Below are 13456 nucleotides of genomic sequence, written 5' to 3'. Positions count from 1 at the left end.
GGCCCTGGACCGTGCGTCGCCTGAGTCGAAGCGGGGGCGTGCTTCCACTCGTGGTTTCAACAAACAAAATCGCAAACGGCACAATCTGCACCCTTACGTTTACGTCAATTCTATACCGATAGCCGCCTCACGAAGCAAGGGCGTCGTGCGGGAGGACCTTTTTGCCGCATCCGCCACCGCATGGCCCGGCGGCGCTTCAGGCGCTCGTCAACATCGTTGCAACTTCTTAAGCTTGGTTAACGCGTTGTTTACCACGTTGGGCGAATTGTGCGCATGTCGGTCACCCGTGGTTATCCTGTAGCGAATTTTTCACGGTTTCGGAGTCCACCGCAGCAAAGCCGCGGCCGTCTTCGTTTCCGGCAGGACTTTGGGAACTGGTCATAAAGCCAGCAGTGAAACTGAACGGGCGCATCGATGAACAGCAAGCGGTCCTATCTCGATACACTCAACACCGGCCGGCAGCGCAGGCCATACACCACGCTTGAACAGCTCAACCGTTCCCTGGAAACGCTGGAGCAGCGGCTGGAGCGGACGCGCGAGGACTTGAGCGAACGTCCCGATCCGCGCCGGCTGAGCGCGGAGCCGCGCTATGCCAGCGCCCGGCCCTATGAGGATCCGCGCCCCGAGCAGCCGCCGAAAAGCCCGGCGCCGGCTGCCTTCGACCAGAATTACCAGGCGATCGCCCGCGACATCGACCGCGTGCGCGGCCAGGAGGACGGCGTCGCCGTGGTCGGCAAGATCGCCGGCGAATTGCGCGGCCTGCGCGAGGAACTGCGCCACCAGATGACCGCCGGCCTGCAGCGCGAATTCGAAGCGCTGCGCAACGACATCGAGCGGGCTTTCCAGGCAAGCACCGAGCCGGGTGGCCAATCGACGGGAGGCAAAGGCAGCGCCGAACTCGGCGTCGAGTTCGAGCGGCTTTCCGGCGCCATCCAGTCCCTGGCCGAAAAGAGCGACGACAGAAGCGTCAACATGCTCCGGCTCGATCTGGAGCAGGTCAAGGCCGCGCTCGACACATTGGCGCGCGAGGAGAGTGTGCAGGCGGTCGGCCGCCGCTGGGACGAGTTCGACCGCCGCTGGACGGCGTTCGAGGATCGTGTCGATGCCGATCAGCGACAGCGGTCGGACGCACCCGGTCTTTCGATGCTGACCGAACGGCTCGAACAGATCAGCAATGCCGTCAACAATCTGCCGGAATCGCTGTCGCTGCGTTCGCTCGAAGAGAAGGTCCGCACGCTTGCCGGCGCCGTCGAGCATTTCGCCCGCCAGCAGGACAACCTCGGCAGCAGCACATTCGCAATGATCGACGAGCGTCTGGACGAGATTTCCCGCGCCATCGTCGCCTCGACCGTCGCCGCGCAGGCCAATTCATTCGACCCCGAAGCATTCGAGCGTATCGAGAAGCGGATCGCCTCGCTTGCCGAACAGATCGAGGAAGTGACGCAAGTCCACCCCAGTGGCGAGGTCATCGACCGCCTCAACATGCTGTCGAGCCGGGTCGACGATCTTGCCAGCCGGGCCAATTTGCCTGAGCAGGCGATGGAGCGTCTCGACAAGCAGATCGCGCTTATTGCCGACAAGATCGACCGGGCGCCTACCATGCCGGACGCCGACTATATCTTCCAGGGGCTGGAACAGCGTTTCGACGTGCTGTCCGGCATGATGGAGCGTCGCCAGGGCGACGCGATCGAACAAGGCAACATGCTGTTTCGCGATCTCGAGCGCCGGCTGGACGAAGTTGGCGACAGGCTGGACCAGCGCATGCCGCAGATCGACGGGGCCGGCATCATGGACGCCCTCGACGCCCGCTTCAGCGCGCTGGCCAAGCGCTTGGAGACGCGCGTTCCCGATCACGCAGGTGAAGCCGCGATCCGTGGCCTGGAAAGCCGGCTCGAAGACATTTCAATCCGGCTGGATTCATCGGCGGCACAAGTCGCCGGTATCGACCCGGCCCTGATCCGCAGCCTGGAAGCGCAGGTCGCGGGCCTTTCGGCGCACCTTTCGAAACCCGGCGCGCCACTGCCGGAATTGGAGGATATCAGCCCTCGTCTCAACGAAATCGAGAAGTCGCTGGCTGGCACCCGCGATTCCATCTTCAGCGCGGCGCGCGAGGCAGCCGAGAGCGCCGTCCGTTCGTTGGCGGGCTCCAGTGCCAACACGGCGGCCGTCTCTGGCCTCGCCCAGGATCTGAAGACGCTCGAAGCACTGACGCGCCGTTCCGACGAGCGCAATTCGAGGACCTTCGAAGCCATCCACGACACGCTGCTCAAGATCGTCGACCGGCTGGGCTCGCTGGAGACCGGCGAGCCGACCGACGCTGTGAGCGAACTTCTGAATACGCAACCGGCAGAGCCGGACAGCTGGCGCGGCGTGCGATCGCCAAAGATGGCCGTACGTGACGCGCCGTCCATGGACATCGACCAGCCACTGCCGCTGACGGAAGACATGGCCGACCTCGACAGCCATGTCTCTGCCATGATCAGCGATGAACCAGGTTCCCATAGCGAACCGAGCACGCGCACGCCGGCCGAAGCCGCCGCGGCCGCGGCCATGGCGGCGCTTGGCTCGGACACGTCGGAAAAAAGCCAGCCGACCGGCGGCCGGAAGTCGATGCTCGGCGGACTGGCGCGCGCCTTCAAGGCCAAGAAGGAGACGATTGTTCCACCGCTTGCCGGCTCCGCGCCTGATGTTGAGATACCGGTTGCCGATCTCGACGAGCCGCTGGACCCGAAGGTTGCCAACCGGCCGCTGGAGCCCGGCTCCGGCCCACCTGACCTCAACGCCATCATGAAGCGCGTGCGCGACGAACGCGGCCCCCCCGGCAGGGCCGGCAATGCCGACGCATCGAAATCCGACTTCATCGCCGCAGCCAGGCGCGCGGCGCAAGCGGCCGCTGCCGAGGCCGACGCTCTCAAGCGGCAATCGACGATGAGGGGGCCGGTAAAGGCGCTCAGGATCGGCGACTTGCTCAAGGCGCGACGCAAGCCGATTCTGATGGCAGCCGCCGCGGTCATGCTGGCGCTCGCCGGCCTGCAATTAGGCAAGGCCTTTGTCTCCGACCCGATCGATATTGCCAGCAGCGACACGGCGCCGATGGCGGCCGCGCAGCCAGCGGAAAGCGCATCGATCGGTACCGTCAACGAGCCGAAGACGGACACAGAAACTGCAGGGGATAGCGCACCAGACCACGCTGTCCGGCAGGCAGAGCCATCCGAATCGGTAGCCGAGGACGACATGCCGGCGCAGGCCGCCATCGTCACGCCGTCATATGGCGGAAGATCGGCGGATGCCGAAACGCCGATCGACTCAGGGTCCGCGGCCGAGCCTGTTCCTGCGCCAATGGCTTCAACGACGTCGCCCGATCCGGCGGCGGCGAACGTGACAGCGTCGGCACCTGCGGGCCCGACGGCTGCGGACGCCGAACCAATGGCCACCGCGCCGGACGCCACGCCCGCGACCCAGGACATGACCGGCACGGTCACGTCAGCGGTTGCTTCGACGGCGGCGGCCACTGCCAAGATCGACATTCCAGCCGATGCCGGCCCGGCTGCCTTGCGTGACGCAGCGGCCGGCGGCGACGCCAAGGCACTGTTCGAGATCGGCTCGCGCTACGCCGAATCGCGCGGCGTCAAGCAAGACATGGCAGCGGCCGCCAAATGGTACGAGAAATCAGCCGAGCTCGGCTTCGCACCGGCGGAATACCGCATCGGCAACTTTTACGAGAAGGGCACCGGCGTCGCGCGCGACGTCAAGAAGGCGAAGACCTGGTACCAGCTCGCCGCCGCGCAGGGCAACGCCAGCGCCATGCACAACCTCGCCGTGCTCTTCGCCATGGCGGCGGACGGCGTGACCGACAATGAATCGGCCGCGCACTGGTTCCAGGCCGCCGCCGATCTCGGCGTCAAGGACAGCCAGTTCAATCTCGGCATCCTGGCGGCGAAGGGCGTCGGCATGAAGCAGAATCTCGAAGAGTCCTACAAATGGTTCGCGCTCGTCGCCAAGACCGGCGACAAGGATGCGGCGGCAAAGCGCGACGAGATCGCCAAGGCGCTCAGGCCCGAGCAGCTCGAACGCGCACGCGCCGCCACGGAGCTGTGGAAGGCAAAGCCGCTCGATCCTGCGGCCAATTCGGCCGATATTCCCGAATCGTGGCAGGATGGCACGCCGCAGACGACCGCCAGCGTCGACATGAAGAAGGTCGTTCAGAACATCCAGCGTATTCTCAACAAGAACGGCTACGAGGCCGGCAATGACGACGGCGTGATGGGCCAGAAAACCAAGGATGCCATCATGGCTTTCCAGACCGACAACGATCTGAAGCCTACCGGCACGGTCGACGAAAAGCTGGTCAAGGTGCTGCTTGCGCGCAAATAACGTCAGATGCGTCGTTTCCGCGACGCCTTTGCCACACATTTGCCTGTTAACTGATTGAGTTGTTTTTTGTTTCGGCGACGTGGCGAGGTTTGACTTCGCCGCCCGGCCGGCGCAAGAACGGACAGGCTTTTGGCGCGAATGCCCGCCACGGTTGCATTCGCCGACGGGCAAACTGATCGAGACTGACGGGTGGGCATCTATCTCCCGATCGCGGAAATTTCCGTCAACATCTTCGTGCTGCTGGCCATGGGCGCGGCGGTGGGTTTCCTCTCGGGCATGTTCGGAGTGGGCGGCGGCTTCCTGATCACGCCGCTGCTGATCTTCTACAACATACCGCCGGCGATCGCAGTCGCCACCGGCGCCAACCAGGTCATCGCCTCCTCCTTCTCCGGCGCATTGTCGCACGTGAAGCGCGGCACGCTCGACTTCAAGCTCGGCGGTGTGCTTTTGGCCGGCGGCATCGTCGGCTCGACCGGCGGCATCTTCGTCTTTGGCTTCTTGCGCCGGCTCGGCCAGCTCGACCTGTTCATCTCGCTGCTCTATGTCGTGCTGCTCGGCACCGTCGGCGGGCTGATGCTGGTCGAGAGCGTCAATGCGCTGCGCGCCACGCGCAGCGGCGCGGCACCGGTGCTGAAGAAATCCGGCCAGCACAACTGGATCCACCGCTTGCCGCTGAAAATGCGGTTCAGGGCCTCGAAGCTGTTCGTCAGCGTCATCCCGGTGCTCGGCCTCGGCGCCGGCATCGGTTTCCTGTCGTCGATCATGGGCGTCGGCGGCGGCTTCATCATGGTGCCGGCGCTGATCTATCTCTTGAAAGTGCCGACCAACGTCGTCGTCGGCACCTCGCTGTTCCAGATCATCTTCACCTCGGCCTACACCACGCTGGTCCATGCCACCACCAACCAGACGGTCGACGTCATGCTCGCCTTCTTGTTGATGGCGGGCGGCGTCGCCGGCGCGCAATACGGCGCCAAGGCCGGCCAAAGGCTGCGCGGCGAGCAGCTCAGGGCGCTGCTGGCACTGCTGGTCCTGGCGGTTGCCATCCGGCTCGCCATCGATCTGTTCGTGACGCCGCCCAGCCTCTATTCGCTGTCCGGCGCGGATCCGACCTGATGGCGGGTTTTAGGACGTTCCTGGCCGTTGCCTCGCTGTCGCTGTGCGCCGCCTCGTCACCGGCAAGAGCGCAGACGCCGGTTACCGAAAACATCCAGATCGGCCTATCCACCGACCATGTCTCAATCACCGCCGGCTTTTCCGGCGCCGACCTCACCATCTTCGGCTCATTGGAAAATGCCGACCCGCGTGTCGCGCGCCAGGGGCGCTACGACATCGTGGTCGTGCTTGAGGGTCCGGCCCGGAAGGTCGTCGTGCGCCGCAAGGACCGGGTGCTCGGCATCTGGATCAATCTGGAGTCCGAGACCTTCAAGAATGTGCCGGTGTCCTATTCGGTGGCGACGACGCGGCCGCTGCAGGACGTCACCGACCCCAACAGCTACAAGCAACTGTCGCTCGGCGCCGCCAACATCTATATGCAGCCGGCCGACGCTGGCGACAGTCCGGCTACCATCGAGGAGTTCACCGCGGCACTGCGCGAGCGCAAGACGGCGACCGGCCTCTACAGCGTGAATGTCGGCGGCGTGCAGTTCCTGTCGCAGAACCTGTTCCGCGCCACCGTCAGGCTCGCCCCCAATGTTCCGGTCGGCACCCACAAGGCACGCGCGTTCCTGTTCAAGAGCGGGCTGTTCATCAAGGAAAGCTCCGCCCAGCTCGAAATCCGCAAATCCGGTTTCGAACAGTCGATCTTCCGCGTCGCCCACGATTATTCTTTCCTGTATGGCGTCTTCGCGGTGTCGTTGGCCATGCTGACCGNTGCTGACCGGCTGGCTCGGAAGGCTGGTTTTCCGGAAGGATTAAACTCTCTTCAACAGGCGGTTCCCCTTTTTACGCTCGTGGGTTAGACCGCGACCCCGGCCCGGCCGAACACCGGCTGTCGCTCCCCAAATAAAAAATACAGGACTTTGCGATGCGACCAGCATTCGGCGGTATCGACTTCGGCACTTCGAACTCCACCGTCGGCGTGATCAGGAACGGGCAGCCGCATTTGGTCGCGCTGGAAGACGGCGAGGTGACCCTGCCCAGCGCGGTGTTCTTCAATTTCGAGGACAACCGCACCTACTTTGGGCGCCGCGCCATCGCCAACTATACCGACAGCATCGAGGGTCGCCTGATGCGCTCGCTGAAGAGCGTACTCGGCGGTACGCTAGTCCATGAAAAGACGCGCATCAAAACCCGATCGATCGCCTTCACCGAGATCATCGGCCTGTTCGTCGGCCATCTCAGGAAAAGGCTGGAAGAGGATGCGGACGATACGGTTGAAAGCGTGGTGCTCGGTCGTCCCGTGCAGTTCGTCGACGACGATGCCGAGGCCGATGCCAAGGCCGAAGGTGAACTCGAAAACGCGGCCCGCACCCAGGGCTTCAAGCATATCGCCTTCCAGTTCGAGCCGATCGCGGCGGCGCTCGACTACGAGCAGACGGTGACGGGCGAAGAGCTGGCGCTGATCGTCGACATGGGCGGCGGCACGTCCGACTTCTCGATCGTGCGGGTCTCGCCGCAGCGCGCCCGCTCCCTCGATCGCAAGGACGACATCCTGGCCAGCCGAGGCATCCACATCGGCGGCACCGACTTCGACCGGCTGTTGAGCATCGCCCATGTGATGCCGCAACTCGGCTACCTCTCGCCGACCAAGGACGGCAAGCGCAACTTGCCGGCCAGCTACTTCATCGACCTGGCGACATGGCAGCGCATCAATCTGGTCTACACCGCCCGCGCGATGACGCATCTGCGCCAGATCCGCTACGAGGCGGAACGCGCCGACCTGGTCGACCGCTTCATCGACATCGTCGAGCATCGTTACGGGCACGCGCTGGCCGCTTTGGTCGAGAGGGCCAAGATCGAGTTGACGGAGCAACCGTCCGCCGAGGTGATGGTCGCGCTGACGGGAGCGAGGTTTGCGACCGAAATTACGCGCGCCGGGATCGACGACACGATCGCCAGGGATATCGAACGGGTGGCCGCGACGGTTGGTGAGACGATCCGCGACGCGCAGGTGAAACCGTCCGACATCACCGCGGTGTTCCTGACCGGCGGATCGACCGCCATCCCGCTGGCAAGGCAGCAGATACTGGCCCTGGTGCCGCAGGCGTCGGTCATCGAAGGTGATATGTTCGGCTCGGTCGGGCTTGGGCTGGCGCTCGATGCGCAGCGGAAATTCGGCTGACCCGGCTTACCCGCGGACGGTCTCGCCGGCCCTCACGCCCAGATGCGCCTTGAGCGCCATCTGGGCCAGACTTGCCTGCCGGTCACGATGCGTGATCATGGCGAAATCGCGCTTTGGCAGATCGATCGGCACGGCTCGCAGGCTGCCCTCGGCGACCGCGCGTTCGACAACGAGCTCCGAAATGATGGTGGCGCCGGCGCCGGCCTCGACCGCCTGACGAACCGCCTCGTTGCTCGGCAGCACCAGGAATATCCGCAGCTCTGCGAACGATATCCCTTCGCGGCGGGCAAGATCTTCCAGCACCTCGCGCGTGCCCGATCCGCCTTCCCTGATGATCCAGCGGAGTTCCCTGATATCGGGATGCCCGCGCGAGACTTCGGCGATCTCGGGATGCGAATGCGCCACGACCAGCATCAGGCGATCCACATCGACCTTGGCGCGCCGCAATATGTCCGATTCAGTGCGCCCCTCGACCAGGCCAAAATCAGCCGTACCGTCGAGTACGGTGGTCTCAACCTGCCTGGTGTTGCCGATGGTCACGCTCAGCCTGACGGCGGGATAGGCCTCGTGGAAGGAGGCCAGCCGGCGCGGCAGCCAGTAGCTGGCGATGGTCTGGCTGGCGGCGATGGAAAGGCTGCCGGTGATCGTCTGCGAGACGTGCTCCAGCACGTCGTGGGCGGCAGCCGCCCGTTCGAGCACGGCCTTCGCCTCGGGCAGAAACCTGCGCCCGGTCTGCGCCAGTTCGATGTTGCGACCGACCCGGTTGAACAGCTGGACGCCATGCTGCTGTTCGAGCGAGCGGATGGCGGCCGAGGCGGCCGACTGGGAAATGCCCAGCAGCTCGGCCGCCTTGGTCATGTGCCCCCGTTCGGCGACAGCAACGAATATCCGCAGTTGGTCCAGGGTCATGCGGAGAATTAAGAAAGAATTTCGATTGGAATTACAAGAGCAACTTGTTAGACGGATCGATTGCTTTGTTCTAATTTTCCCGGCGGAGTTGGAAAAAAATCGCGGCCAACCTGGAACGGGTAGAAAAGTGATCGGGCGGTTCAAATCCTTGTTTGCCCATTGGACCCGCGGCCTGCGGCGTCGGCTTGCCGGCGACCGTTATCATCCGGAAGAACACTATATGCGCGGCCCCGGGCCGAAGACGAGAGCCAAATTCGCAGACCGCAAAAGCGCCCAATCATGAACCACGGACCGCTGCGCGGCGCCAATTCCGCACCGTCCCAACGGTCGCTTGCCGACACCCGCGCGCCCGACGAGGGTGATGGCGTCGATACCTCGCCTGATGTCTCCGACAGCATCGCCAAGACCACCTGCTACATGTGCGCCTGCCGCTGCGGTATCGACGTCCACATCAAGGACGGCAAGGTCCGCTACATCAACGGCAACAAGGACCATCCGGTCAATCGCGGCGTGCTGTGCGGCAAAGGCAGCGCCGGCATCATGCAGCACTACAGTCCGGCCAGGTTGAAGAAACCATTGCTGCGCAGCGGTCCGCGCGGCTCGGGAGAGTTTCGCGAGATCGAGTGGGAGGAGGCCTTCTCGATCGCGACGGAACGGCTTTCGAAAATCCGCCGCACCGACCCAAAGAAACTCGCCTTCTTCACCGGGCGCGACCAGTCGCAATCGTTGACCGGCTGGTGGGCGAGCCAGTTCGGCACGCCGAATTTCGCCGCCCATGGCGGCTTCTGCTCGGTCAACATGGCGGCCGGCGGGCTCTATACGATCGGCGGCTCGTTCTGGGAGTTCGGCGAACCCGACTGGGACAACACCAGGTACTTCATGCTGTTCGGCGTCGCCGAGGACCATGATTCCAACCCGATCAAGATCGGTCTCGGCAAGCTCAAGGCGCGCGGCGCCAAGGTGGTCTCGATCAATCCATGCCGCACCGGCTACAACGCCATTGCCGACGACTGGATCGGCATCCGGCCCGGCACCGACGGCCTGTTCGTGTTTGCTCTCATCCATGAACTGCTGAAGGCCGGCCGCGTCGATCTCGATTATTTGCTGCGCTACACCAACGCCCATGTCCTCGTCATCCAGGAGCCGGGTGCAGCAGATGACGGGCTGTTCGCACGCGACAGCGGCGGCAATCCGCTGGCCTGGGACAGGCTGGCCAAAGTCTCCGTCAGCGCCACCGATACCGACGCAAAGCCGGCGCTGACCGGCAACTTCCAGGTCGATGGCCGCCGCTGCGTACCGGTCTTCCAGCTTATCGCAGACCGGTACCTGCACGAGAGTTATTCTCCCGATGCGGTCGCCGAACGCTGCGGCGTTACCGCCGACACCATCCGCCGCATCGCCGCCGAACTGGCGCATGTCGCCTTCGAGCAGGCGATCGAACTGCCGGTGGCGTGGACCGACTGGGCCGGCCGCCGGCACGAGACGATCAAGGGCCGGCCGGTGTCGATGCACGCGATGCGCGGCATCTCGGCGCATTCGAACGGTTTTCACACCTGCCGCGCCATCCACCTGCTGCAAGTACTCCTGGGTACGGTGGACGTGCCCGGCGGGTTTCGCTTCAAGCCGCCTTATCCGCGGTCGGCGCCGCCGGGGCCGAGGCCGGCGGGCAAGGACGTCAGGCCGATGACGCCGCTCGAAGGCATGCCGCTCGGTTTCGTCTGCGGCCCGGACGATCTGCTGGTCGATGACGTCGGCACGCCGATCCGTATCGACAAGGCCTATTCCTGGGATGCGCCGCTGGCAGCACACGGGCTCATGCACACGGTCATCCGTAACGCCTGGGCCGGCGATCCCTACAGGATCGACACGCTGTTCATGTACATGTCCAACATGGCCTGGAACTCGTCGATGAATACCGTCGAGACGATGGCGATGCTGACCGACATGGATGCGTCAGGCGAGTACAGGATCCCGTTCATCATCTATTCCGACGCCTATTATTCCGAGACCGTGCCGTTCGCCGATCTCGTGCTTCNCCCGACACGACCTATCTCGAGCGTCATGACTGCATCAGCCTGCTCGACCGGCCGATCAGCCACGCCGATGGACCGGGTGACGCCATCCGCCATCCGGTTGTCGAGCTGGACCGCGACGTGCGGGCGTTCCAGACGGTGCTGATCGAGTTCGGCGCGCGGCTCGGCCTGCCCGGCTTCGTCGACGACGACGGCTCGGCCAAATACCGCGACTATGCCGATTACATCGTCAATCATGAGCGCAGGCCGGGCATCGGCCCGCTCGCCGGCTGGCGCGGCAAGGACGGTACTTCGATCGGCAAGGGCGAGGCCAATCCCGACCAGCTTCAGCGCTACATCGACAATGGCGGCTTCTGGCACCAGGATTTTGCCGACAACCAGCGCTACTATAAGATGGCCAACCGCTCCTATCTCGAGTTTGCCGAGACTATGGGTTTTATCCCGAAGGCCGAGCCGATCGTGTTCCAGCTCTATTCCGAGCCGATGCAGCGGTTTCGCCTCGCCGCGCGCGGCCATGGCAGGGTGCTGCCGCCGGAGGCGGAGCGCAGCCGCATCGAAACCTATATGGACCCGTTGCCGTTCTGGTACACGCCCTTCGAGGAGGCGGTTGTCAACGTTGAGAAATACCCTCTGCATGCGCTGACGCAGCGGCCGATGCACATGTATCATTCCTGGGGCTCGCAGAACGCCTGGCTCAGGCAGATCACCAGCCAGAACCGGCTGTTCGTGCACAGCCAAACCGCCGCCGGCCTCGGGCTTGCCGATGAGGACTGGGTTTGGATCGAGAGCATCAACGGCAGGGTCAAGGGACAGATCAAGCTGGTCGACGGGGTCAACGCCGACACGGTGTGGACCTGGAACGCGATCGGCAAGCGGCGTGGCAGCTGGGGCCTGAAGGACGACGCGGCCGAATCCAACCGCGGCTTCCTGCTCAACCACATCATCGGCGACCAGACTTCTGCCGATGCGAACGGCAAGCGCTACTCGAATTCCGATCCGATCACCGGCCAGGCGGCATGGTTCGACCTGCGCGTCCGCATCGTCAAATGCGCGGCTGAAGAAGCCGGCTTCACCGAGCCGCAGTTCGAGCGCTTCCGGCAGCCACCGCATTTCAAACCCTCGCCCGACAAGCTCAGTTTTGGCGCCGAGTTTCGCCGGGCAAGAGAAGCTTCCAGACCATGACCTGCCTTCCCGCCCATACCGACAAGAAGCTCGGCCTGGTCATCGACCTCGACACCTGCGTCGGTTGCCAGGCCTGCGTTGCCGCCTGCAAGGAATGGAACACCGGCGGCCACATGGCGCCGCTGACCGACATCGATCCCTATGGCGGCGATGCCGATGGGGTCTGGTTCAACCGCGTGCACAGCTATGAGCACATGACGGAGATGGGTGGGCGCACGGTCAATTTCCCACGCTCCTGCCTGCATTGCGAGACACCGGCCTGCGTCACCGTCTGCCCGACCGGCGCCTCCTACAAACGGGCCTCGGACGGCATCGTACTGGTCGACGAGGACAAGTGCATCGGCTGCAAATTGTGCAGCTGGGCCTGCCCCTATGGCGCGCGTGAGTTCGACACCGATGTCGGCGTGATGAAGAAGTGCACGCTGTGCGTCGACCGCATCTACAACGACAATCTGGCGGAAGAAGACCGCGTGCCGGCCTGCGTCGCCGCCTGTCCAACCAGCGCGCGGCACTTTGGCGATCTCGGCGACCCGGCATCCGCGATCTCGCAACTGGTGGCCGAACGCGGCGGCGTCGACCTGATGCCCGAACTCGGCTATCACCCGACCAACAAATATTTGCCGCCGCGCGCCCACACGCCGCGCGCTGCATCGGTGCCGGCGCCGAGGCTCGAACCGGTGCGGGCTGAAGGCGGTTTCCTCGGCTGGGTCGACCGCATGCTTTCGCATTGATCAGCATCCATGCATCCAGCCTTCTCCGTCGTCTTCTTCACCACTGCCACGGGCACCGGTTACGGCCTGCTCGCGCTGCTCGGCGTGCTGGCCGGACAAGGAATTATCCCGCCTGACTTCTGGCTCGGCCTCGTCGGCATGGGGCTGGCGCTCGGCCTGATCTCGGCCGGCCTGCTGTCGTCGGCCGGCCATCTCGGCCGGCCAGAACGCGCCTGGAGAGCATTCTCGCAATGGCGCAGCTCATGGCTGTCGCGCGAAGGCGTTGCCTCGGTCGCGACCTTCGTGCCGGCGGGATTGTTCGCCGTCGGCTGGCTGTTCCTCGGCCGCACAAACGGCTGGGTGGCCGTCGCCGGGCTGCTGGCTGCGGTCGGCGCGGTCGCCACCGTCTGCACCACCGGCATGATCTATGCCTCGCTGAAGCCGATCGCCCAGTGGCACAGCCGCTTCACTTTGCCCGGCTACCTGATCTTTTCGGCGATGAGCGGCAGCGTGCTTCTCAACGCGCTGCTGCAGGGCTTCGCCCTCGGCTCGACTATCGTTCTGACAGGTTGCGTGCTGCTGACCTTGCTCGGCTGGGGCTGGAAGCTGGCAAATTGGCGCTACAATGACAGGCTGGAAATCCCGACCAACGCCAACACCGCGACCGGACTTGCCGGCGGTACGGTGCGGTCGCTGGAATGGCCGCACACCGAAGAAAACTACCTGCTCAAGGAGATGGGCTTTCGGATCGCCCGCAAGCACAAGGCGCGGCTGCGCCAGATCACGCAAGTGCTGGCCTTCGCTCTGCCCGTCTTGCTGCTGATTGCCGCATTCGCCTTGCCGTGGCTCTATGCGGCGGTGCTGTCGGCACTCGCCACATCAGCCCAATTCGCCGGCATGCTGGTCGAACGCTGGCTGTTCTTCGCCGAAGCGAAACACACCGTCACCCTCTACTACGGCCGGTAGAG

General features: G+C 64.4%; 6 protein-coding genes and 2 pseudogenes. 7 read left to right on the top strand and 1 reads right to left on the bottom strand.

Annotated features, from left to right (window positions below):
- Window positions 1-414: 414 nt before the first annotated feature.
- The 4 genes and pseudogenes from X738_RS71470 (at window position 415) to X738_RS71455 (ending at window position 7654) form a co-directional block, all read left to right on the top strand.
- On the top strand, window positions 415-4374 hold the full coding sequence (locus X738_RS71470; protein WP_023802165.1) for a peptidoglycan-binding protein: 3960 nt from the start codon (window positions 415-417) through the stop codon (window positions 4372-4374).
- Window positions 4375-4563: 189 nt separating this feature from the next.
- Window positions 4564-5487: a sulfite exporter TauE/SafE family protein gene (locus X738_RS71465; RefSeq protein ID WP_023802164.1), complete on the top strand. Its 924-nt coding sequence runs from the start codon at window positions 4564-4566 to the stop codon at window positions 5485-5487.
- A pseudogene (locus X738_RS71460) lies at window positions 5487-6288 on the top strand (TIGR02186 family protein). The gene X738_RS71465 and the pseudogene X738_RS71460 overlap by 1 nt, the downstream one beginning before the upstream one ends.
- Window positions 6289-6397: 109 nt before the next feature.
- Window positions 6398-7654: an Hsp70 family protein gene (locus X738_RS71455; protein ID WP_023802163.1), complete on the top strand. Its 1257-nt coding sequence runs from the start codon at window positions 6398-6400 to the stop codon at window positions 7652-7654.
- A gap of 6 nt (window positions 7655-7660) precedes the next feature.
- On the opposite strand, the gene X738_RS71450 is transcribed toward X738_RS71455, so the two are convergent.
- The gene (locus tag X738_RS71450; protein WP_023802162.1) at window positions 7661-8563 is read right to left on the bottom strand and encodes a LysR substrate-binding domain-containing protein; all 903 of its coding nucleotides are present in this window, start codon (window positions 8561-8563) and stop codon (window positions 7661-7663) included.
- Between the two features lie 279 nt (window positions 8564-8842).
- Between X738_RS71450 and X738_RS71445 the strand changes: the two are divergent.
- From X738_RS71445 to X738_RS71435, 3 genes and pseudogenes are all read left to right on the top strand, one after another.
- A pseudogene (locus X738_RS71445) lies at window positions 8843-11778 on the top strand (molybdopterin oxidoreductase family protein).
- Window positions 11775-12509, top strand: a complete 735-nt coding sequence (locus tag X738_RS71440; protein ID WP_023802160.1) for a 4Fe-4S dicluster domain-containing protein — start codon at window positions 11775-11777, stop codon at window positions 12507-12509. The pseudogene X738_RS71445 and the gene X738_RS71440 overlap by 4 nt, the downstream one beginning before the upstream one ends.
- A gap of 9 nt (window positions 12510-12518) precedes the next feature.
- Entirely contained in the window at window positions 12519-13454 is a 936-nt protein-coding gene (locus X738_RS71435; protein ID WP_023802159.1) for a dimethyl sulfoxide reductase anchor subunit family protein, read from the top strand.
- The last annotated feature ends 2 nt before the right edge of the window (window positions 13455-13456 follow it).

The organism is Mesorhizobium sp. L48C026A00, assembly GCF_000502375.1.
Taxonomy (GTDB): domain Bacteria; phylum Pseudomonadota; class Alphaproteobacteria; order Rhizobiales; family Rhizobiaceae; genus Mesorhizobium; species Mesorhizobium muleiense.
This window is presented reverse-complemented; position numbering and strand designations above follow the sequence as displayed.

Coding starts and splice junctions, on each gene's coding strand:
- X738_RS71440 (WP_023802160.1), top strand. CDS start 11,775: ATGACCTGCCTTCCCGCCCATACCGACAAGAAGCTCGGCCTGGTCATC.
- X738_RS71455 (WP_023802163.1), top strand. CDS start 6,398: ATGCGACCAGCATTCGGCGGTATCGACTTCGGCACTTCGAACTCCACC.
- X738_RS71450 (WP_023802162.1), bottom strand. CDS start 8,563: ATGACCCTGGACCAACTGCGGATATTCGTTGCTGTCGCCGAACGGGGG.
- X738_RS71470 (WP_023802165.1), top strand. CDS start 415: ATGAACAGCAAGCGGTCCTATCTCGATACACTCAACACCGGCCGGCAG.
- X738_RS71435 (WP_023802159.1), top strand. CDS start 12,519: ATGCATCCAGCCTTCTCCGTCGTCTTCTTCACCACTGCCACGGGCACC.